17 protein-coding genes are annotated in these 20,649 nt (G+C 70.4%); 10 read left to right on the forward strand and 7 right to left on the reverse strand.

Features of this window, described 5'->3' with window-relative positions:
• The 4 genes from ACR9ZG_RS03185 to ACR9ZG_RS03200 all read left to right on the forward strand — a co-directional run bounded on the left by ACR9ZG_RS03185 (nt 1) and on the right by ACR9ZG_RS03200 (nt 5,776).
• Nucleotides 1-1,968: a glycoside hydrolase family 127 protein gene (locus tag ACR9ZG_RS03185; protein ID WP_481283370.1), complete on the forward strand. Its 1,968-nt coding sequence runs from the start codon at nt 1-3 to the stop codon at nt 1,966-1,968.
• 169 nt (nt 1,969-2,137) lie between these two features.
• On the forward strand, nt 2,138-3,529 hold the full coding sequence (locus ACR9ZG_RS03190) for an APC family permease (protein ID WP_481283371.1): 1,392 nt from the start codon (nt 2,138-2,140) through the stop codon (nt 3,527-3,529).
• A 457-nt stretch (nt 3,530-3,986) separates the two neighbouring features.
• Complete coding sequence (locus ACR9ZG_RS03195) at nt 3,987-4,472, forward strand: MarR family winged helix-turn-helix transcriptional regulator (protein WP_481283372.1); 486 nt, start codon at nt 3,987-3,989, stop codon at nt 4,470-4,472.
• A 65-nt stretch (nt 4,473-4,537) separates the two neighbouring features.
• Nucleotides 4,538-5,776, forward strand: coding sequence for an MFS transporter (locus tag ACR9ZG_RS03200; protein ID WP_481283373.1), 1,239 nt, complete (start codon nt 4,538-4,540; stop codon nt 5,774-5,776).
• A 264-nt stretch (nt 5,777-6,040) separates the two neighbouring features.
• Here ACR9ZG_RS03200 and ACR9ZG_RS03205 read toward each other — a convergent pair whose 3' ends face one another.
• The 5 genes from ACR9ZG_RS03205 to ACR9ZG_RS03225 form a co-directional block, all read right to left on the reverse strand.
• Nucleotides 6,041-7,075 carry a LacI family DNA-binding transcriptional regulator gene (locus ACR9ZG_RS03205; protein ID WP_481283374.1) on the reverse strand — a complete coding sequence of 345 codons (1,035 nt, stop codon included), beginning with the start codon at nt 7,073-7,075 and terminating at the stop codon, nt 6,041-6,043.
• 15 nt (nt 7,076-7,090) lie between these two features.
• Nucleotides 7,091-7,357, reverse strand: a complete 267-nt coding sequence (locus ACR9ZG_RS03210) for a hypothetical protein (RefSeq protein WP_481283375.1) — start codon at nt 7,355-7,357, stop codon at nt 7,091-7,093.
• Between the two features lie 5 nt (nt 7,358-7,362).
• Nucleotides 7,363-8,277: a carbohydrate ABC transporter permease gene (locus ACR9ZG_RS03215; RefSeq protein WP_481283376.1), complete on the reverse strand. Its 915-nt coding sequence runs from the start codon at nt 8,275-8,277 to the stop codon at nt 7,363-7,365.
• Nucleotides 8,274-9,305 (reverse strand): carbohydrate ABC transporter permease, encoded by a 1,032-nt coding sequence (locus ACR9ZG_RS03220; protein ID WP_481283377.1) that lies wholly within the window; start codon nt 9,303-9,305, stop codon nt 8,274-8,276. The genes ACR9ZG_RS03215 and ACR9ZG_RS03220 overlap by 4 nt, the downstream gene beginning before the upstream one ends.
• Nucleotides 9,306-9,399: 94 nt before the next feature.
• Nucleotides 9,400-10,686: an ABC transporter substrate-binding protein gene (locus tag ACR9ZG_RS03225; RefSeq protein ID WP_481283378.1), complete on the reverse strand. Its 1,287-nt coding sequence runs from the start codon at nt 10,684-10,686 to the stop codon at nt 9,400-9,402.
• 187 nt (nt 10,687-10,873) lie between these two features.
• On the opposite strand from ACR9ZG_RS03225, the gene ACR9ZG_RS03230 reads away from it, so the two are divergent.
• The 4 genes from ACR9ZG_RS03230 (at nt 10,874) to ACR9ZG_RS03245 (ending at nt 15,052) form a co-directional block, all read left to right on the forward strand.
• Complete coding sequence (locus ACR9ZG_RS03230) at nt 10,874-11,419, forward strand: hypothetical protein (protein WP_481283379.1); 546 nt, start codon at nt 10,874-10,876, stop codon at nt 11,417-11,419.
• A 5-nt stretch (nt 11,420-11,424) separates the two neighbouring features.
• Nucleotides 11,425-13,323, forward strand: a complete 1,899-nt coding sequence (locus ACR9ZG_RS03235) for an ABC transporter ATP-binding protein (RefSeq protein WP_481283388.1) — start codon at nt 11,425-11,427, stop codon at nt 13,321-13,323.
• A gap of 41 nt (nt 13,324-13,364) precedes the next feature.
• Nucleotides 13,365-13,727, forward strand: coding sequence for a nuclear transport factor 2 family protein (locus ACR9ZG_RS03240; protein ID WP_481283380.1), 363 nt, complete (start codon nt 13,365-13,367; stop codon nt 13,725-13,727).
• 86 nt (nt 13,728-13,813) lie between these two features.
• Nucleotides 13,814-15,052, forward strand: a complete 1,239-nt coding sequence (locus tag ACR9ZG_RS03245) for an Nramp family divalent metal transporter (protein WP_481283381.1) — start codon at nt 13,814-13,816, stop codon at nt 15,050-15,052.
• A gap of 5 nt (nt 15,053-15,057) precedes the next feature.
• On the opposite strand, the gene ACR9ZG_RS03250 is transcribed toward ACR9ZG_RS03245, so the two are convergent.
• Nucleotides 15,058-16,968 carry a potassium transporter Kup gene (locus tag ACR9ZG_RS03250; protein WP_481283382.1) on the reverse strand — a complete coding sequence of 637 codons (1,911 nt, stop codon included), beginning with the start codon at nt 16,966-16,968 and terminating at the stop codon, nt 15,058-15,060.
• A 51-nt stretch (nt 16,969-17,019) separates the two neighbouring features.
• Nucleotides 17,020-17,688: a metal-dependent transcriptional regulator gene (locus ACR9ZG_RS03255; RefSeq protein ID WP_481283383.1), complete on the reverse strand. Its 669-nt coding sequence runs from the start codon at nt 17,686-17,688 to the stop codon at nt 17,020-17,022.
• A 66-nt stretch (nt 17,689-17,754) separates the two neighbouring features.
• On the opposite strand from ACR9ZG_RS03255, the gene ACR9ZG_RS03260 reads away from it, so the two are divergent.
• Nucleotides 17,755-19,119: a cystathionine beta-synthase gene (locus ACR9ZG_RS03260; RefSeq protein WP_481283384.1), complete on the forward strand. Its 1,365-nt coding sequence runs from the start codon at nt 17,755-17,757 to the stop codon at nt 19,117-19,119.
• A 42-nt stretch (nt 19,120-19,161) separates the two neighbouring features.
• Nucleotides 19,162-20,322: a cystathionine gamma-synthase gene (locus ACR9ZG_RS03265; RefSeq protein ID WP_481283385.1), complete on the forward strand. Its 1,161-nt coding sequence runs from the start codon at nt 19,162-19,164 to the stop codon at nt 20,320-20,322.
• Nucleotides 20,323-20,649 lie beyond the last annotated feature (327 nt).

Raw genomic sequence — 20,649 nt, forward strand, 5'->3', positions numbered from 1 at the left:
ATGACGATCACCGACACCGACCGCGCGGGCGCCGTCGCGCCCGGCCTGCGCCGCGCCGTCGCCCCCGCCGTCCCGACCAGCACCCTGCTGCGCCCGCTCGGCCTCGGCGAAGTCGCCATCACCGGCGGCTTCTGGGGCGAACGCCAGCGGGTGAACGCGGAGGCCACCCTCCCGCACATCGAGCACTGGCTGGAGCGCGAGGGCTGGTTGCCGAACTTCGACCTCGCCGCCGCCGGGACGCTGCCGGAGGGCAGACGGGGGCGCGAGTTCTCGGATTCCGAGGTCTACAAGTACCTGGAGGCCGTCGCCTGGGAGCTGGGCCGCAACGCCGACGCCGGCCTCGAGGCCCGCTTCCGCGCGGTCGTCGCACGGGTGGCGGCGGCTCAGGAGCCGGACGGCTACCTCGACACCGCCTTCGGCCGTCCGGGTCAGCCGCCGCGCTGGACCGAGCTGGAGTGGGGCCACGAGCTCTACTGCGCCGGTCACCTCTTCCAGGCGGCGGTCGCGCGCGAGCGCACCAGGCCGGGAGCCGACGACGGCCTGCTCGGCATCGCCGTGCGGCTCGCCGACCTGATCTGCGCCACCTTCGGCGAGGACGGGATCCGCTCGGTCTGCGGGCACCCCGAGGTCGAGACCGCGCTGGTCGAGCTGGGCCGCGTCACCGGCGACGCGCGGTACCTGGAGCAGGCGCGGCTGTTCGTCGAGCGCCGCGGCTCCGGCGTGCTGCGCGACATCGAGTGGGGGAGGGCGTACTACCAGGACGACATCCCGGTGCGGGAGGCGGACGTGCTGCGCGGCCATGCCGTGCGGGCCAACTACCTCGCCTCCGGCGCCGCCGACGTCGCCGCCGAGACGGCCGACCGCGGCCTGCAGGCGGCGCTGCGCCGGCAGTGGGAGAACACCGTCGCCCGGCGGACGTACATCACCGGCGGCCAGGGTTCGCACCACCAGGACGAGGCCTTCGGCGACGACTTCGAGCTGCCGCCGGACCGGGCGTACTCCGAGACCTGTGCGGGCATCGCCTCCGTCCAGTTCAGCTGGCGGCTGCTGCTGGCCGAGGGGGAGGCGCGGTACGCCGACCTGGTGGAGCGCACCCTCTACAACGTGGTCGCCACGTCGCCGTCGCACGAGGGCACCGCGTTCTACTACGCGAACACGCTGCACCGGCGCAGCCCCGGTGCGCCCGCAGACCCTGACGTCGCCTCTCCGCGCGCCGAGGCGTCGCTCAGGGCGCCGTGGTTCGGCGTCTCGTGCTGCCCGCCCAACGTGGCGCGGACCCTGGCCAGCCTCGACGCGTACCTCGCGACGGCGTCGGCCGACGGCCTCCAGCTCCACCAGTACGCGCCCGCCCGCATCGCGACGACGCTCGACGGGGATCGCCGGATCGAGCTGGAGGTGCGCACCGGCTACCCGCTCGACGGCAGGATCGAGGTGGAGGTGCTGGCCGACTCCGCCGACGAGTGGACGCTGTCCCTGCGGGTCCCCGCATGGGCGAGCGGCGCCTCCGTGCGGGTGGACTCGGGAGGACGTGCGGTCGAGAGCGCCGCTGCGGAGCCGGGGTACGCCCACGTGCGACGCCGCTTCCTGGCGGGCGACGTCGTGACCCTGGAGCTGCCGCTCGCACCGCGGTTCACCTGGCCGGACCCGCGCATCGACGCGGTGCGCGGCAGCGTCGCCGTCGAGCGCGGGCCGGTGGTGTACGCGCTGGAGTCGGTCGACCTCGGAGCGCTGGCGGACGATGTCGCCGACGTCGCGGTGGACCCGGCCCGCGCGCCGGTGCTCGAGGGCGACGACGTGCGGGTGCAGGTCCGGCGGCGACCGCGGCACGACGAGCCGTGGCCGTACGGCGGCGACGTGGAGGGTCGTGCGGACGGCTCCGCGGACGAGGCCGCCATCGCCCTGGTCCCGTACCACTCGTGGGCCGAACGGGGGCCGTCGACGATGCGGGTATGGCTCCCGGTGGAGTGACCCGTCGAACCGTCCAGGGCTGCGTGAACGGCGCTTTCCGAAGCCGTTCACGCAGCCTGGTGCGTTTTCCTTGGTAAAAAAGCGATTCGACTTCGGATATAGTCGGCACACTGTTCTTAAACGGAAGGCCGGTCATCGTGGACCGGTCCCGACCCCGAGGGGGATGATAGTGACGACGACCAGGCCCGCCAGCGCCACGAAGGGCGTAACGCTCCGGCGGAATCTCGGACTGTGGGCGATTGTGGGCCTCGGCCTCGGCTACATGACACCGACGGTGGTGTTCGACACGTTCGGCATCGTGTCCGATGAGACGAACGGGGTCGTGCCGGCCGCGTACCTCATGGCGCTCATCGTGATGCTGTTCACGGCCGTGAGCTACGGCAAGATGGCGGGCGCCATCCCGAGCGCGGGCTCGGCGTACACCTACGTGCGCGAGTCCATCCACCCGAACCTCGGCTTCATGGTGGGCTGGACCTCGCTGCTGGACTACATCCTGCTGCCGATGGTGAACGCGCTCATCATCCGGCTCTACCTGGAGCAGCTCTTCCCGGCCGTCCCTGGCTGGATCTGGGTCGTGCTCTACTGCGCCGGCGCCACCACGCTCATCTACTTCACGATGCGCGGGACCTCCAACGTCAACATGATCCTGCTGGTGTTCGCGGTCGCCGTCATGGCCGTCTTCGTCGTGATCGTGTTCGCGCAGCTCATGCAGGGCCAGGGCGACGGCACGGTCGCCTCGTTCAAGCCGTTCATCCACGACGGTGTGACGCTCGGGGCGGTGCTGACCGGCGCCACGGTGGTGTGCTTCTCGTTCATCGGCTTCGACGCGGTGACGATGTACGCCGAGGAGGCCAAGACGCCGCGGGTCATGCCGCGCGCGATCATGCTGACCGTGCTCATCGGCGGTGCGATCTTCCTCATCGCGGGATACTTCGCGCAGCTGCGCTTCCCGACCAACGAGCCGTTCGGCGAGTACACCGACGACCCGCTGCCGCAGATCGGCCTGCTGGTCGGCGGCCCGGTGTTCCAGGCGATCCTGGTGGCGGCCGGCTTCGCGGCCTCCGTCGCCTCCGGCCTCGCGTCGCACGCCTCGGTCGCCCGCATGCTGCTGGTGATGGGCCGCAACAACGTGCTGCCGAAGCGGGTGTTCGGCCACATCAACCCGAAGACCCAGACCCCGACCTTCAACATCATCCTGGTCGGCGCGGTGTCGCTGCTGGCGATGGCGTTCTCGCTGGAGCTGATCTCGGCCTTCATCAACTTCGGCGCGCTGATCGCCTTCACGTTCGTGAACATCTCGGTGATCGCCTGGTTCGCGATCCGCAAGGGCCGCCGCCGCACGCCGAAGGACATCATCAGCTTCATCGTGCTGCCGGGCATCGGCATGATCCTGACCGGGATACTGTGGGTCAATCTGCACGCCGACGCGCTGATCGGCGGCGTGATCTGGGCCGTGATCGGGTTCGCGTACCTGCTCTTCATCACGCGCGGCTTCACCCGCAAGGTGGCGGCGTTCGACGAGAACCAGCCGGTCACCGGCTTCAACAAGGCGATCGACTGACCGGCTGACGCCGTCGTTCGACAGGAGGCCCGGGGGAGACCCCGGGCCTTCGCCGTGTGCGAACACCCCCACTGCTGAGCAAGAAGAGAGGGTTCGGTCCCCAAGGCATCCCGCCGAAACCGGCTGCGGCGGCGCGCGATCTAGGAGTGGGGTCCGTCGCACTCATGAGCGGGTTCGTCGCTCCCACGAATTCGCTCGTCGCGTCGCCGCGGGCGCCCCCTGTGCCGGAGATTGGCCACGGCTGTCCGAATGAGCAAGATTCCGACCCAACATCCCAGCGCCGCTAGCCCGATGAGAATTGCGCCCAGCAGCAGTCCGACGATTTCCATATCAATCTCACATATCTTTTGCGGTTCTTGCACTCTAATCGACTGGCGCCGCTCGCTCGGCCTTCGCCGTGTGCGAACGCCCCACCGCGCGCTTGAATTGCATAGCTGCGCTATATAAACTGGTTCGCATGCCCGAGAACCTCCCCGCGGACGACGCCCGCATGACCGACCTGCGTCACACTCTCGGCGACCTGGTGGTCGCCGCCCACCGTCTCACCCGGCTCGCCGCCCGCGTGACCGGAAGCACCGAGTCCCCGGCGACCTGGCGCACCCTCAGCGTCCTGCAGACCACCGGCCCGCTGCGGCTCGGCGAGCTCGCCACCCACAGCCGCGTCTCGCAGCCGACCATGACCAAGCTGGTCCGCAACCTCGTCGAGTCCGAATGGGTGAAGCGGATCGCCGACACCGACGACGCGCGCGCCTGGCAGATCGCCATCACCGCCAAGGGCGCCGACGCGCTGCAGAGCTGGCGCGACGAGCTGTCCGCCGCGCTCGTGCCGATGTTCGCCGACCTCAGCGACGACGAGCTGGCCGCGATGCGCAGCACCGTCGAGCTCATCGGCTCGCGCGTCGACCTCTCGACCGCGGCCTCCGCTGCGCTCGCCGGCCGCTGAGCCCGCAGAGTCCGCCGGGCCCTTCCTCACCCACCCACACCGTCCACAGGAGCAGAACACCCTCGATGTCCCACGAGAAACCGGCCAACATCCTCAAGCAGCCGACCGCCGTCTGGGCGGTCGCCTTCGCGTCCGTCATCGCCTTCATGGGCATCGGCCTCGTCGACCCGATCCTCCCGGCCATCGCGGCCAGCCTGGAGGCGACGCCGACCGAGACGGAGATGCTGTTCACGAGCTACCTGCTCATCACCGGCCTGGCGATGTTCTTCACCAGCTGGATCTCGAGCCGCATCGGCGCGAAGAAGACGCTGCTCATCGGCCTCGCGCTCATCGTCGTGTTCGCGGCCGCGGCCGGCCTCTCCGGCAGCGTCGAGAGCATCATCGGCTTCCGCGCCGGCTGGGGCCTCGGCAACGCGCTCTTCATCTCCACCGCCCTCGCGACGATCGTCGGCGCGGCGTCCGGCGGCACGTCCGCCGCGATCATCCTCTACGAGGCCGCGCTCGGTCTCGGCATCGCCATCGGCCCGCTGCTCGGCGGCCTGCTCGGCAGCTGGAGCTGGCGCGGCCCGTTCTTCGGGACGGCCACCCTCATGGCCATCGGCTTCATCGCCATCGTCGTGCTGCTGAAGAAGAACCCCGAGAAGCCGACGCCGACGAAGCTGTCCGCGCCGTTCCGTGCGCTCGCCCGCCCGGCGCTGGGCTTCCTGGCCGCCGCCGCGCTGTTCTACAACATCGGCTTCTTCGTGCTGCTGGCCTACACACCGTTCGCGCTCAACGACCTGGGCGTCGGGGACGCGATCACCCTCGGCCTGATCTTCTTCGGCTGGGGCGTCGCGCTGGCGATCACCTCGGTGTGGGTCGCTCCGCTGCTCACGGGCCGCCTCCCGCGCACCCGCGTGCTGTGGATCGTGATGCCGCTGCTCGCCCTCGACCTGCTGGCCGCCGGGCTCTTCATCGCCTCCCTCGCCGCGCTGATCGTCTGCGTGATCGTCGGCGGCCTGCTGCTCGGCATCCTGAACACCGTGCTGACGGAGTGCGTGATGGAGGCGACCGACCTGCCGCGCTCGGTGGCGTCGAGCGCCTACTCCGGCGTCCGCTTCCTCGGCGGCGCGGTGGCCCCGCCCGCCGCGAGCCTCCTGGCCGAGGCGGTCAGCCCGGCGATGCCGTTCTACGCCGGCGCCGTATCGGTGCTCATCGCCGTGGCGCTCGTGATCATCGGCCACAAGCACCTGCGCCGGGTCGACGCCCCGCAGGAGACGGTGGAGCAGGAGGCCGAGCTCCTGACGCTCGCCGACGCGGACTGACCCGCTCCCGCTCCCGCTCCCGCCCCCGCTCGCCCTCGCGCGCGCTCGTCGAGATTTGGCCCAAATCGCGGTTCTGGCCGCGTCATAACCGCGATTCGGCGCAAATCGAGCACCGGGCCCGGACATGTGAAGAGCCGCCCCGTCCTAGTCGGGGCGGCTCTTCCCGCGCTGACGCTAGGAACGTCGTGCGCGCGGACGGTCCGCCGGCGACGATCGCGCCTACCCGAAAGGCGCGCTCGGCCAGGCGGGCGCACACCCATTCTGTCAGGTCGCGGAGGGTCCCCGCTCCGCGGCGCGCGGAGGCGCGGTCGAGGAGCGGACCACCAGCGTCGCCGTCGCCCGCACCGACCCGGCCAGCGGCTCGCCGCCGCCGAGCTCGTCGAGCAGGATGCGCGTGGCCTGCGCCCCCTGCTGGAACGGGCTCTGCGCCATCGTCGTGAGCCCGAACGACGCCGCGTGGTCGTGGTCGTCGATGCCGATCACCGAGAGGTCGTCCGGCACGCGGAGGCCGTGGTCGCCCGCCGCGAGGATCGCACCGAACGCCATCTCGTCCGACCCCGCGAAGATTGCGGTCGGCCGCGGCCCCGGACGGTCGAGCAGCCGGTTCATCGCGGCCCGCCCCGCGGGGAGGGAGAAGCCGCCCGGGATGACCCACTCGGGCCGCACCGGCAGCCCCGCGTCGCGCATCGCCTGCGCGAAGCCCCGCTGCCGGCCGATCGGCACCTGGCTGTTGAGGCCCTCCTCGTCCTCGCCGCCGAGGTGGGCGATGTCGGTGTGACCGAGCGAGAGGAGGTGCTCCGTCGCCGCCCTGGCCGTCGCCTCCTCGTCGATGCCGACGCTGCGCAGCCCCATCACCGGGCCGCCCACCACGATGGCCGGGTGGCCGACCGAGGCCAGCTGCTCACGCTCCTCCGGCGTGAAGTCGAGGCAGAGCGCGAGGAGCGCGTCGGTGCGCTTGCGCAGGATGCTGCGGTGGAAGACCCGCTCCCGGTCGCCGCGGTGGCCGCCCAGGTTGAACAGGATCATGTCGTAGCTCGCCGCGCGCAGCTCCGCATCCACGCCCTCCAGCACCTGGGTGTAGAACCACCGGCTCACCGACGGCACCACCACCCCGAGGGCCAGCGTGCGGCCGCTCGCCAGGCCGGACGCGCTCGACGAGGCGACGTAGCCGAGCTCGTCCGCGGCGCGCCGCACGGCCGCCCGCGTCTTGTCCGAGACGTTGGGCAGTCCGCGCAGCGCGCGCGACACGGTGGCCGTCGAGACGCCGGTCGCGCGTGCGACCTCCTCGATCCCTGGCATGCGCACCGCCGGTGGTCAGTGCCGGCCGAGCTGCCCGCGGTCGAGCCGGTCGCGCTCCGCCTCCGCGTCCTCCTCCGCCCGCAGGCGCGCCGCGATCACGCGGCGGCGCGCCTGCCAGAGGACGACGAGGAGGAGCACGAGCACGAGCGTGACGACGGCCCAGAGCAGCGCCGGCTGCCCGCTGAGCTCGCACCAGGCGGTGATGGCGAAGAACGCGACCGCGAAGAACGCGACGAAGCCGATGCCGACGTCGAGCGCCTCGCGCGGGTCGTTCCAGCGCATTCCGATCAGCCCTTCACGCCGCCGGCGGTGAGGCCCGCGACGATGCGGCGCTGGAAGATCAGCACCAGGATGATCAGCGGCACCGTCACGATCGTGCCGGCGGCCATGACGGTCGTGTACGGCTCCTGGTGCGGCTGGCTGCCGGTGAAGGAGGCGATGGCCACCGTGACCGGCTGCGTCGCGTCCGAGGACAGCTGGCTGGAGATCAGGAACTCGTTCCACGACGAGATGAAAGCCAGGATCGCGGTCGTGAACACGGCGGGCGCGGCCAGCGGCAGGATGATCTTGCGGAACGCCTGCGCCTGCGTGCACCCGTCGATGCGGGCGGCCTCCTCGAGATCCCACGGCATCTCCCGGAAGAACGACACCAGCGTGTACACCGTCAGCGGGAGCGCGAAGGAGATCTGCGGGATGATCAGCGCCTGGTAGGTGCCCATCCAGCCGATGTTGGTGAACAGCTGGAACAGCGGCGTGATCAGCGCGACGCCCGGGAACATCGAGGCGGCCAGGATGATCCCGAGCACGATGCCCTTCATCCGGAACTCCAGCCGGGCCAGCGCGTACGAGGCGAAGATGCCGACGACCAGGGACACGATCGTCACGCAGATGCCGATGAACAGCGAGTTCAGCAGCGCCTGCCCGAGATGGTTGCCCAGCCGGGTGGAGAACGCGGTGACGTAGTTGTCCAGGGTCACGTGCGTGAACCACGGCGTGTTGTCGTTGGTGTAGCCGACATCACGGAACGACGTCACGACCATCCAGTAGAACGGCAGCAGGCACCAGAGCACGATCACGAGGGCCTGAATGCCCGTGCGGAGACTCTGGTTGCGCTGGCGGGTCTGGAAGGCGCGGCGCTTCTGCGTCCTGGGGAGAGCCCTCGCCTCGGCGGTCGCCGTGGCCGGTCCGGCGGTGGCGGTCATGCCTTCGCCCCCTTCTGCTGGGCTTCCTGCGTTCTCACGACGTTCGTCCCCAGGAGGCGGACGAAGATCAGGGCGACCAGGAAGATGATGATGAATGTGATGGTCGAGAGCGCGGCCGCACTGTTGAAGCCCTGCCTGATCTGGAGGATCACGAGGATCGACAGCGTCGTCGTCGCATTGCCGGAGCCTCCGCCGCCGCCGGTGAGGATGAACGGCAGGTCGAAGATCCGCAGCGCGTCGAGCACGCGGAACAGGATGGCCACCATGAGCGCCGGCTTGAGCAGCGGCATGGTCACGCGCCAGAAGCGCTGCAGGGTGCTCGCGCCGTCGACCTTGGCCGCCTCGTAGACGTCCTCGGGGATGATCTGCAGCCCGGCCAGGATGAGCAGCGCCATGAACGGCGTGGTCTTCCAGGTGTCCGCGATGATGACCGCGAACCGGGAGGCCCACTCGTCGCTCGTCCAGAGGATGTGCGTGTTGAGGACGGCGTTCGCGACACCGGCGACCGAGAAGATGAAGAACCACAGCTTGGCGGTCACGGCCGTCGGGATGGCCCACGGGATCAGGATCGCGGCGCGGACGAAGCCGCGGCCGCGGAAGGCGCGGTTCATGATGAGGGCGAACCAGAGGCCGAGGACGGTCTCCAGGATCACCGTCGTCACGGTGAAGAAGAAGGTGACGAAGGTGGCGTTCCAGAACCCGGCGCCGAGGTTGCCGGGCGGGCAGGGGATGCTGGTGCCGTCCGGGCCCATGCAGCGCTGAAACAGCCAGTGGGCGTAGTTCTCGAACCCGGCGAAGCCGCCCTGCACGAACAGGCCGGTCGCGGGGTCGAGGCCCGCGTCCTTCTCGAACGACATGATGATCGCCTGCACGATCGGGTAGCCGATGACCACGGCCAGCAGGACGAGGGTGGGGAGGATCAGGTAGAGCGCCCAGCGGCTCTGCTGGCGGCGGTTCTTCTTGATCCCCTGGCGGACGGGTGGTCGGCCAGTTGTTGATGGCGGGGCGACGACGTTCGACGTTGACATGTGCGGCCTCCGGAAGCTGATGGGTGTGAGGGACCGGGCGGCGGGAGGGTTCCCGCCGCCCGGTGACCGGTGCGCGTTGCGCTGTGGCCGGTGACTAGCCGGCGGAGGCGGTCTGGATGGCCGAGGCCATGTCCTTCAGCGCCTCGTCGACCGTCTTGTCGCCCTTCAGAGCGGCGTAGGAGTTGTCCTGCACGGCCTTGGTGATCGCCGGGTAGAACGGCGAGACCGGCCGCGGCACCGCGTTCTCGATCGAGGTCTTCAGGGTCGAGAGGTACGGCAGCTGGGTGTTGAGGTCGGCGTCGTCGTACAGGGACGCGACCACGGGGGCCAGCGAGCCCTGCGTCACGAAGAACTTCTGCGTCTCCTCGCTCTGCAGGAACTTCAGGAACTCGAACGCCGTGGCCTTGTGCTTGGAGTACACGCTGATCGCCGCGTTGTGACCGCCCAGGCTGGAGACGCCCGGCTTGCCCTCCTCGACGCCCGGCAGCGGCGCGATCCCGAAGGTGTCCTTCACGGTCGACTCGCCGTCGGTCTTGGCCAGGTTGTACACGTACGGCCAGTTGCGCAGGAACATCAGCTTGCCGGCCTCGAACGCCTGCCGGCCCTGCTCCTCCTGGTAGGTGATGGCCTCCTTCGGGATCTGCCCGTTCTTGAAGCCGTCGACCAGGCGGGTCAGCCCGGCCTTGGCCTCGTCGGAGTCGACCTTCACGGTCTTGCCGTCCTCGCCGACGATCTCGCCGCCGTTGGTGTTGACCGCCTCCGCCACGTTGACCGTCAGGCCCTCGTACTGGGCGAACTGGCCGGCGTAGCAGCCGATGCCCTTCGCCTTGGCGATGTCGCAGTCCTTGAGCATCGCGTCCCACGTCTTCGGCGCCTCGGGGACGAGGTCCTTGCGGTAGTACAGGATGCCGCCGTCGGAGGTCTGCGGCGCCGCGTACTGCGTGCCGTTGTAGGTGCCCGACTTGACCGTCGGCTCGAGCAGCTTGGAGTTGTCCATCTCCAGCTTGCCGGTCAGCGGCTGCAGCCAGCCCTTGGCGGCGAACTCACCGGTCCAGACCACGTCCACGTCCACGACGTCGTAGTTGGAGTCCTTGGCCTGGAAGTGCTGGACGAGGTCGTCGTGCTGCTGGTCGGCCTTGTCGGTCTGCTCCTTGAACGTGACCTTCTCATCCGGGTGGGACGCGTTCCACTTGTCGATGAGGGGGCGGACGACGTTGGAGTTGTCCTTGCCCTGCACGTACGTGATCGGTCCCTTGCTGTCGAGGCCCGAGTTGGCGTCTCCGCCGCCCCCGCTGCCTCCTGAACCTCCGCCCGTGCATCCCGCCAGAGCCAGGCCCACCAGGGCCACTCCTGCGACCACGGAGAGACGTGCTGCTTTCATTTCACTCCTCATTGAGCTCTTGGTGCAGGCGCGGGTGCGCCCGGGGGCCAAGCTACCCCCGCGTCCAGGGGCCATGCAAGCGTTTACGTAAAGCGCTTGCATAACGAAAGGGTCTCAGGCGCAGATCGTAGGAAGCCTATATTCTAGCCAGGCTAGTTAATGCTTCCGGCCGGAGGAGGGCACGCGGATGGACAAGACCGCGGTGATCGACGAGCAGCTGCGCGAGCTGCTGACGGGGGAGCGCGGGCTCCGCGAGATCCTCGACGAGGATCCGGCGTGGTACGCCGTGCTGCTGCGTCAGCTGCGGCTCGCGGTGGGGGATCAGCGCATCATCTACCTCGGCGCGGCCACGGCGGGCGGCCTCTCGACGGTGACGCTGCGGGTCGGCGTGTTCACCGACGGCATGGTCGTCGCGGCGGAGGTCATCGACGACGGCGAGGAGGCTCCCCGGGTCGTCACGCGCGTCGAGAGCCGGGCCGGACTGCTGCGCTTCGAGCTGCACGGCGGGGAGGACGTGGGCGGGGCCGACGCGTGGCCCGGCGGATTCCGCATCCGCGCCTTCTACCGGTCCGGGCTGACCGTCACCGTGCCGGCCAACGTGGTCGACACCGAGGCCAAGCGGGTCTCGGTGCACGCGGTGCTCGACGGCATCCGCGCCGACCTCGCGGCCGGTTCCGCTCTGAGCGCACCCGCGGAAGGGGGCCCCGGGCACGGGGTTACGCTTTCCCAGTGAGCGGGATGCGCGGGATGGCCGGTGCCGGCGGCGGGGGCGGCGGCGGTCCCATGCGGTCGCGGGTGAGCGCGAGCGACGCCGAGGCGCAGCGGGCACTCAACGCCACAGCGCCGCGGATCCCGCACCTGCTCCGCCGGATCGTCGCGCTGTTCGCGCCGCACCGGATGGCGATCATCGTCACGATGGTCCTGGTGCTGGCGGGCGCCGCACTCTCCGTCATCCCGCCGCTGCTGACCGAGCGCGCCTTCGACCAGGGGCTGTTCCCACCCTCGGGAGGCGGCCCGAACCTGCCCGTGCTGACCGAGATCGTGATCGCGATGATCGTCGTGTTCGTCGGCTCGGCGCTGCTCGGGGTGTGGCAGACCTACCTGACCGCGTCGGTGGGCAACAAGGTGATGGGGGCGCTGCGCGTCCGGCTGTTCTCGCACCTCCAGGCGATGGAGCTCAGCTTCTTCACGCGGACCAAGACCGGCATCATCCAGTCGCGCCTGCAGAACGACGTCGGCGGTGTGGCGAACGTGCTCACCAACACGATGTCGAGCATCCTCGGCAACACCGTCACGGTGATCGCGGCCCTGGTCGCGATGATCCTGCTGAACTGGCAGCTGACGATCGTCGCGATCATCCTCATGCCGATCCTTGTCATCGCGCAGCGCCGGGTCGGCCAGGTGCGGGCGAGGATCGCGACCAAGACGCAGGAGTCGCTGTCGGACATGACCGCGATCACGCAGGAGACGCTGAGCGTCTCCGGCATCCTGCTCTCGAAGAGCTTCAACCGCCAGGGCGCCGAGGTCGAGCGCTACTCGGACGAGAACCGCAACCAGATCCGGCTGCAGGTGTCGCAGGCGATGAGCGGCCAGTGGTTCTTCGCCATGGTCCAGATCTTCCTGTCCTCCATCCCGGCGATCGTGTACCTGATCTCGGGCTGGCTGATCCTCGGCGGTGCGGCCGACATCACCGCCGGCACGATCGTCGCCTTCACCACCGTGCAGGCGCGCCTGCTGTTCCCGCTGCTCGCGCTGATGCGGGTGTCCCTCGACCTGCAGACTTCGTCGGCGCTGTTCGCGCGCATCTTCGAGTACCTGGACCTGAAGCCGGCGATCGCCGACCGGCCCGACGCGGTGCCCGTCGACCCGTCGCGCGGCCTCGGCCGGATCGAGTTCGACCACGTCGTCTTCCGCTACCCCGACGCCAGGGAGGGCGAGCGCAACACGCTCGACGACGTCTCGTTCGTGATCGAGCCGGGCGAGTTCGCCGCCTTCGTCGGACCGAGCGGCGCCGGCAAGACGACGGTCTCGTACCTGATCCCGCGCTTCTACGACGCGACCAGCGGCCGGATCCTGTTCGGAGACACCGAGCTGCGCGACCTGCAGCAGGACTCCCTGGTGTCGCACATCGGCGTGGTGAGCCAGGAGACGTACCTGTTCCACGCTTCCATCGCCGAGAACCTCCGCTACGCCCGCCCCGGCGCCACGCAGGAGGAGCTGGAGGAGGCGGCGCGCCGCGCCAACATCCACGAGACCATCGCGAGCTTCCCCGACGGCTACGACACGATCGTGGGCGAGCGCGGCTACCGGCTGTCCGGCGGCGAGAAGCAGCGCATCGCGATCGCGCGCGTGCTGCTGAAGGACCCGGAGGTGCTCATCCTCGACGAGGCGACCAGCGCCCTGGACACCATCTCGGAGCGGGTGGTGCAGCAGGCGCTCGACACGGCCTCCCGCGGCCGCACGACCATCGCGATCGCGCACCGGCTGTCCACGATCGTCTCGGCCGACGTCATCTTCGTGGTCGACCACGGCCGCATCGTCGAGCGCGGCACCCACCGCGAGTTGCTGGAGGTCGGGGGCGTCTACGCGCGGCTGTACCGGGAGCAGACGGAGGGTGCGGTCCTGGACCGGGAGTGAGCCTCCCGATCGGGCATGACGGCGACCGCTAGGCTCCGGGCATGACCTCCGTTCAGGACCTCCTCCATGCCAACCTCCACGACGTGTTCGGCAACCGCGACGCCGTCAGCCGGCGCGAGGCGATCGACCGCGTCTACGCCGCGGACGTCGTCTTCACCGACCCGGAGGGGGAGGTGCGCGGGCGCGACGCGCTCGAGCAGAAGGCGGCCGGGCTGCTCGCCTCGGTGCCAGCGGACTTCGCCTTCGCCGAGGACGGTGTGCAGTACGTCTCCGAGAGCGCCGGCGTGCTGGCCTGGACCTTCGGGCCGGAGGGTGCGGCGGCCGTGCGCGGCGTCGACGTCATCCGCGTCGCCGACGGGCGCATCGTGTCGCTGCTGACGGTGCTGGCGCCGACCGAGGGCTGAGCGCCGACCGGGCGGCGATCCCGCCCGGTTCCCCCGCCGGACCGCGAGTGTTAGCCTTGCCTAACATCCGGATCAAGGGAGGCGGAATGGCCGTCGACGTGGGCGAGCGCACGACGCGCGCCCCGCTGCGCCTGCTCCTCCTGCTCGGACCAGCCTTCGTGGCGGCCATCGCGTACGTCGACCCCGGCAACGTCGCGGCGAACCTCACCGCGGGCGCGCGCTACGGGTACCTCCTGGTGTGGGTGCTCGTCGCGGCGAACGCCATCGCCGTGTTCATCCAGTACCAGTCGGCGAAGCTCGGGCTGGTCACCGGCCGCAGCCTCCCCGAGCTGCTCGGCTCGCGACTGGGGACGGGTGCGCGGCGCGCCTTCTGGGTGCAGGCCGAGCTCGTCGCCGCGGCCACCGATATCGCCGAGGTGATCGGCGGCGCCATCGCGCTCAACCTGCTGTTCGGCCTCCCGCTGCCGCTCGGCGGCGTGATCGTCGGCGTGGCGGCGATCGGGATCCTCGCCGTGCAGTCGCGGCGCGGGCAGCGCCCGTTCGAGGCGATCATCCTGGCGCTGCTCGGCGTCATCGCGGTCGGCTTCCTCGCCGGCCTCTTCGTCAGCCCGGTGGACTGGGGCGCGGCCGCGGGCGGTCTCGTGCCGCGGTTCGACGGCGCTCCGACGGTCCTGCTGGCGGCGAGCATGCTCGGCGCGACGGTCATGCCGCACGCCATCTACCTCCACTCGGCGCTCGCCCGCGACCGGCACGGCGTCGCCGCCGAGCACGGCAGGCTCCGCGAGCTGCTGCGGGCGACCAGGGTGGATGTCGTGCTCGCGCTCCTCCTCGCGGGCGCGGTCAACATCGCGATGCTGCTGCTGGCGGCCTCCTCGCTACGCGGGGTGGACGGGACCGACACCATCCAGGGCGCGCACACCGCCATCGTGGCCGCCCTCGGACCGGCGGTCGGCGTGATCTTCGCGATCGGCCTGCTCGCGTCCGGCCTCGCGTCCACCTCGGTCGGCAGCTACGCGGGCGCCACGATCATGGGCGGGCTCCTTCGCCTGCGCGTCCCGCTGCTGGCGCGTCGCGTGATCACGCTGATCCCGGCCGTCCTCATCCTCGCCCTCGGCGTCGAGCCGACGTGGGCGCTGGTGCTGTCGCAGGTCTTCCTGAGCCTGGGCATCCCCTTCGCGATGATCCCGCTGCTGCGGCTCACCGGGTCGCGGGCCGTCATGGGCGAGCACGTCGACCGGATGTGGGTGCGCATCGCCGGAGCCGCCATCGCGGCGCTCGTGGTCCTCCTGAACCTGGCGCTCGTGGTGCTGACCCTGGCGCCGTAGCCGGCTCAGATCTCGACGTCGCTGCCCATCGTCACCGTCTGCAGCGACGGCAGACCGAACCGGGACGCGGGATTGGCCGCATTCTGGGCCAGCGCGACGAAGAGGGACCGCCGCCAGCGGACCATGCTCTTCGAGCGCGTGGTGCGGATGGCGCCGCGGGAGATGAAGTAGGAGGCGCCGTCGATGTCCTCGACCGTGAGCGGGAGGATGCCCGCCTCGCAGGCGTCCCGGAGTGCCCGCGGGATGTCGGGCTCGTCCGAGAACCCGAAGCGGATGCCCAGGTGCTCGATGCCGTCGTCCGAGTACCCGAGGTCGTCGTAGACGAACGCGTCCTCGCGCGGGACGTGCGGCACGGGTGCGACCTTCACCGACACGATGACGACGTGCTCGTGGAGCACGTGATTGTGCTCGACGTTCGCGCGCAGAGCGAGCGGCGTGCTGTCCTTGTTCGGGTGCGGGAAGATGCCGACGCCCGGCACGCGCGGCAGGTCCTTCGCGCCGACGTCCTCGATGAACCGGGCGAGCGACCCCTCCTTGATCTTCCTGTCCTCCTGCACCAGCTGACGCCCCCGCCGCCACGTGGTCATGAGGACGATGATCGCGGCGGCGATGAGGAGCGGCACCCAGCCGCCGTTCGGGATCTTGGGGAGGTTGCCGGCGAGGAAGGTCAGCTCCAGTCCGCCGATCACGACGGCCGTGAGCACGATCTTCCAGGGGCGCCAGTTCCACAGCGGTCGCGCGACCAGGAGCAGCAGCAGGGTGTCGACGACGAGAGCGCCCGTGACGGAGATGCCGTACGCGGTGGACAGCCGGTCCGAGGTGCCGAAGGCGAGCGTGATGGCGATCACGCCGACGAAGAGCAGGATGTTGATCGCCGGCAGGTAGATCTGACCGCCCTCGCGCTCTGAGGTCTGCCGGACGGTGAGCGGGGGGAGCAGGCCGAGCTGCACCGCCTGCCGGGAGAGCGAGAAAGCTCCCGAGATGACCGCCTGGCTCGCGATCACCGTGGCCGCGGTCGCCAGGATCACTGCGGGCAGGCGCCCCCACTCGGGGATCAGCAGGAAGAACGGGTTGGCCTTCGCTGCCGGGTGCTGCAGGATGAGCGCGGCCTGACCGAGGTAGTTGATCGTGAGCGCCGGGAAGACCAGGACGAACCAGGCGCGCCGGATGGGCGACCGCCCGAAGTGCCCCATGTCGGCGTACAGGGCCTCCGCCCCGGTGATCACCAGCACCACCGCCCCCAGCGCGATGAACGAGATGGCGGGATGCGCCACGACGAAGACGACCGCGTACGTCGGCGACAGGCCGAGCAGCACCCCGGGGTGCTGGACGACGGCGACGAGCCCGGCGGCGGCCAGGACGAGGAACCACAGCACCATCACGGGGCCGAACAGCACGCCGACCCGGCCGGTTCCGAAGCGCTGGACGGCGAACAGGACGACCAGGATGGTGACCGCGACCGGGATGACGAGGTGCGAGATCGCGGGCGCCGCCACGTGGAGGCCCTCGACCGCCGAGAGCACGCTGATCGCGGGCGTGATGATCGAGTCGCCGTAGAAGAGCGCGACGCCGACGATGCCGGTGATCACGAGCATCCCGGCGCGGCCGGCGCGCTTGGCGTAGAGCCGCTGCGCCAGCGCCGCCAGGGCCATGACCCCGCCCTCGCCGTCGTTGTCGGCGCGCATCAGGATGCCGAGGTACTTGATCGACACGATGATGGTGATGCTCCAGAACATCAGCGAGATCACGCCGTACACGTCGGCCTGGTCGGCCCGGACGGCGCCGCCGTCGAGCAGGAAGACCGTCTTCAATGCGTAGAGCGGACTGGTCCCGATGTCGCCGAAGACGACGCCGAGGGCGGCGATGCTGGTCGCGACGACGGCACGGGACGGCGGCGCACCCACGAGCGTGGTCATGTTCGTGACGGTACGCCCGATCGACGCGGGCAGCGACGGCGGCGTCGGGCCTCAGGCGGTGGAGACCCACACCGCGGCCGCCGCGGTCGCCCCGAGCACCAGCGTCGCGTCTCCCACCCGCACGGTGATGTCGCCGGCGAACGCCCGGTGCTCGTCCACCTCCAGCACGGCGTCCAGGCGCAGCCCGCGCTCGCCGAGGTAGCGCAGCACGGCGGGGTCGGCATCGGAGATGCGCGCGACGGTGAGCGGCTGCCCGGCCGGCGCCGACAGCAGCGGAACCGCGTCCGGTCGCCGCGGTTCTCCGTCAGGCGTCGGGATGGGGTCGCCGTGCGGGTCGCGCGCCGGATGGCCGAGCCGGCGGTCGATGCGGTCGACGAGCTCGTCCGACACGGCGTGCTCCAGCACCTCCGCCTCGTCGTGCACCTCGTCCCAGCCGTAGCCGAGCTCGGCGACGAGGAACGTCTCGATCAGGCGGTGCCGGCGCACCATCTGCACCGCGTGCCGTCTGCCCGTCTCGGTCAGCTCGATCCCGCCGTACGGCTCGTGCGCGACCAGCCCCTGCTCGGCGAGCCGGCGGATCGCGTCCGAGACCGTCGCGGCCCGCACGCCCATCCGCTCGGAGAGCTGCTTCACCGTGACCGGGTCGCCCTCCCACTCGGTGGCCGACCAGATCAGCTTGAGATAGTCCTGCGCCACGGACGAGAGGTCGGAGACGGGCATACCGGGATTCTAGGCGGCGCGGTAACACGGCCCCCAGGCTCCCGGCGCGCTGTTAGCGTGGGTCGGGTGAAGTACGCAGAGACCATCGTCGACCTCGTCGGCGACACGCCCCTCGTCAAGCTCAACAGGCTCACCGAGGGCATCGCGGCCACGGTGCTCGTCAAACTCGAGTACCTGAACCCCGGAGGATCGTCCAAGGACCGCATCGCGTCGCGCATCATCGACGCGGCCGAGCAGGAGGGTCTGCTCAAGCCAGGCGGCACCATCGTCGAGCCGACCAGCGGCAACACCGGGGTCGGGCTCGCGCTCGTCGCCCAGCAGCGCGGCTATCGCTGCGTCTTCGTGCTGCCGGACAAGGTGGGCGAGGACAAGCGCAACGTGCTGACGGCGTACGGCGCCGAGATCGTGGTGACCCCGACCTCCGTGCCGCCAGAGCACCCCGACTCCTATTACTCGGTGTCCGACCGCCTCGCGGCGGAGATCCCCGGCGCGTTCAAGCCCAACCAGTACTTCAACCCCAACGGCCCGCGCAGCCACTACGAGACCACCGGTCCCGAGATCTGGCGCGACACCGACGGCCGCATCACCCACCTCGTCGCGGGCGTGGGCACCGGCGGCACGATCTCCGGCACCGGGCGCTACCTCAAGGAGGTGTCGGAGGGCCGTGTCCGCATCGTCGGCGCCGACCCCGAGGGCTCGGTGTACTCGGGCGGCACCGGACGCCCCTACCTGGTCGAGGGCGTCGGCGAGGACTTCTGGCCGGGCGCGTACGACCCCTCTGTCGTCGACGAGGTCATCCCGGTCAGCGACGCCGACTCCTTCCACATGACGCGGCGGCTCGCCCGCGAGGAGGGCATCCTCGTCGGCGGCTCCAGCGGCATGGCGGTCGTCGCGGCGCTCCGGGCGGCGGCCGGGCTCAGCGCCGACGACGTCGTGGTCGTGATCCTCCCCGACGGCGGCCGCGGCTACCTCGGCAAGATCTTCAACGACAAGTGGATGCGGTCCTACGGCTTCAGCGAGGTGCCCGACGAGGCGACGGTGCACGACCTCATCAAGACCAAGCGCGGCGACCTCCCCGACCTCGTGCACACGCACCCGGCCGAGACCGTGCGCGACGCCATCCAGATCATGAATAAGTACGGCGTCTCGCAGCTCCCCGTGCTGACGGCCGAGCCGCCTGTCGTCATGGGGGAGGTCGCCGGCGCGCTCGACGAGACCTCGCTCGTCGACGCCGTGTTCAGCGGGCGGGCGCAGATGAGCGACACCGTCGGCGCCCACCTCGGCGAGCCCCTGCCGCTGATCGGCGTGAACGAGCCGGTCTCCGCCGCGCGGGCGGCGCTCGCCACCGCGAACGCCCTGCTCGTCACCGACGGCGGCAAGCCGGTGGCGGTGCTCACCCGGCAGGACCTCCTCAACTTCCTCAGCGAGTAGCCGCGCGCTCCTCCCTTCCGCTCTCGAGACACAAGGACAGCCATGACTGACGCCCAGCACGCCGACGGCTTCGCGACCCGCGCCATCCACGTCGGGCAGGAGTTCGACCCGACGACCGGCGCGATCATCCCGCCCATCTACCAGACCTCGACGTTCGTGCAGGACGGGATCGGCGGCCTCCGCGGCGGGTACGAGTACGGCCGCTCCGGCAACCCGACCCGCACCTCGCTCGAGACCCTGCTGGCCTCGCTCGAAGGCGGCGTGCGGGCGCTGTCGTTCGCCTCCGGCCTGGCCGCCGAGGACGCGCTCATCCGTGCGGCGCTCACCCCGGGCGATCACATCGTGCTCGGCAACGACGTCTACGGCGGAACCCATCGGCTGATCGAGCGCATCCACGGTGCGTGGGGCATCCGGAACACGACGGTCGACCTCGCCGACCTCCACGCCGTGCGCACGGCCCTCGCCACGGAGCGCACGCGCATGCTGTGGATCGAGACGCCGAGCAACCCGCTGATGAAGGTGAGCGACCTGGCCGCGCTGGTGGCGCTCGGGCATGAGGCCGGCGCGGTGGTCGTCGTCGACAACACGTTCGCCTCGCCGGCGCTGCAGCAGCCGCTGTCGTTCGGCGCCGACGTGGTGGTGCACTCCACGACCAAGTACCTCGGCGGCCACTCCGACGTGATCGGCGGCGCCCTGGTCTTCGCGGGGGAGGAGCTGGCCGAGAAGGCGCAGTTCATCCAGTTCGCGGCGGGTGCGGTCTCCGCCCCGCTCGACGCGTGGCTGACGGTCCGCGGCATCAAGACGCTCGACGTGCGGATGAAGCGCCACAGCGAGAACGCGCAGGCGATCGCGGAGGCCCTGGTCGGCCACGCCGGCGTCGACGCCGTGTACTACCCGGGGCTGCCGACGCACCCCGGCCACGACCTCGCGGCGGCGCAGATGAGCGGCTTCGGCGGGATGCTCTCCGTCGCCCTGAGCGGGGGAGCGCCCGCGGCCCGCCGCTTCGCGGAGTCGACGCGCGTCTTCCAGCTCGCCGAGTCGCTCGGCGGCGTGGAGTCGCTGATCGGCTACCCGTCCGAGATGACGCACGCCTCCGTACGCGGGACCGCGCTCGAGGTGCCCGACAACATCGTGCGGCTGTCGGTCGGCATCGAGGATGTGGCCGATCTTCTGGCCGACGTGGAGCAGGCGCTGCGGTCCTGAAACACCGAAGTCAAGCGCGACACGCCCGGACGACAAGACGGATTTGCGAGCCGTATCCGCCCTGCGTAAAGTACTTACTTGTCACCCCAAAGGTGCGGGAGAGCCGAAGAGCTCCCCGGCCTCAAGCGGGACCAGATCCTGAGCTTAGCCGCAGTTTTCGAGCTTGAAACAGCTCGCTGCAGCGCTTAGGATTAACACCCCCACTCACCGATCAGGTCGGTTCGGCAGGTAGCTGTCGAGTTGACATTCTGGCGGGGAGTGGTAAGGTAGGGAAGTTGCCTCACTGTGATGCCTGGAAGGGTTGATGGTGGGTGCGTCCGATCCTTG

This window comes from Leifsonia sp. KNZ12-8B (assembly GCF_056755495.1).

What these genes read in the sequence shown, in the direction of transcription:
- ACR9ZG_RS03185 (WP_481283370.1), top strand. Translation starts at nt 1, where the DNA reads ATGACGATCACCGACACCGACCGCGCGGGCGCCGTCGCGCCCGGCCTG.
- ACR9ZG_RS03195 (WP_481283372.1), top strand. Translation starts at nt 3,987, where the DNA reads ATGCCCGAGAACCTCCCCGCGGACGACGCCCGCATGACCGACCTGCGT.
- ACR9ZG_RS03200 (WP_481283373.1), top strand. Translation starts at nt 4,538, where the DNA reads ATGTCCCACGAGAAACCGGCCAACATCCTCAAGCAGCCGACCGCCGTC.
- ACR9ZG_RS03205 (WP_481283374.1), bottom strand. Translation starts at nt 7,075, where the DNA reads ATGCCAGGGATCGAGGAGGTCGCACGCGCGACCGGCGTCTCGACGGCC.
- ACR9ZG_RS03210 (WP_481283375.1), bottom strand. Translation starts at nt 7,357, where the DNA reads ATGCGCTGGAACGACCCGCGCGAGGCGCTCGACGTCGGCATCGGCTTC.
- ACR9ZG_RS03215 (WP_481283376.1), bottom strand. Translation starts at nt 8,277, where the DNA reads ATGACCGCCACCGCCGGACCGGCCACGGCGACCGCCGAGGCGAGGGCT.
- ACR9ZG_RS03220 (WP_481283377.1), bottom strand. Translation starts at nt 9,305, where the DNA reads ATGTCAACGTCGAACGTCGTCGCCCCGCCATCAACAACTGGCCGACCA.
- ACR9ZG_RS03225 (WP_481283378.1), bottom strand. Translation starts at nt 10,686, where the DNA reads ATGAAAGCAGCACGTCTCTCCGTGGTCGCAGGAGTGGCCCTGGTGGGC.
- ACR9ZG_RS03230 (WP_481283379.1), top strand. Translation starts at nt 10,874, where the DNA reads ATGGACAAGACCGCGGTGATCGACGAGCAGCTGCGCGAGCTGCTGACG.
- ACR9ZG_RS03235 (WP_481283388.1), top strand. Translation starts at nt 11,425, where the DNA reads ATGCGCGGGATGGCCGGTGCCGGCGGCGGGGGCGGCGGCGGTCCCATG.
- ACR9ZG_RS03240 (WP_481283380.1), top strand. Translation starts at nt 13,365, where the DNA reads ATGACCTCCGTTCAGGACCTCCTCCATGCCAACCTCCACGACGTGTTC.
- ACR9ZG_RS03245 (WP_481283381.1), top strand. Translation starts at nt 13,814, where the DNA reads ATGGCCGTCGACGTGGGCGAGCGCACGACGCGCGCCCCGCTGCGCCTG.
- ACR9ZG_RS03250 (WP_481283382.1), bottom strand. Translation starts at nt 16,968, where the DNA reads ATGACCACGCTCGTGGGTGCGCCGCCGTCCCGTGCCGTCGTCGCGACC.
- ACR9ZG_RS03255 (WP_481283383.1), bottom strand. Translation starts at nt 17,688, where the DNA reads ATGCCCGTCTCCGACCTCTCGTCCGTGGCGCAGGACTATCTCAAGCTG.
- ACR9ZG_RS03265 (WP_481283385.1), top strand. Translation starts at nt 19,162, where the DNA reads ATGACTGACGCCCAGCACGCCGACGGCTTCGCGACCCGCGCCATCCAC.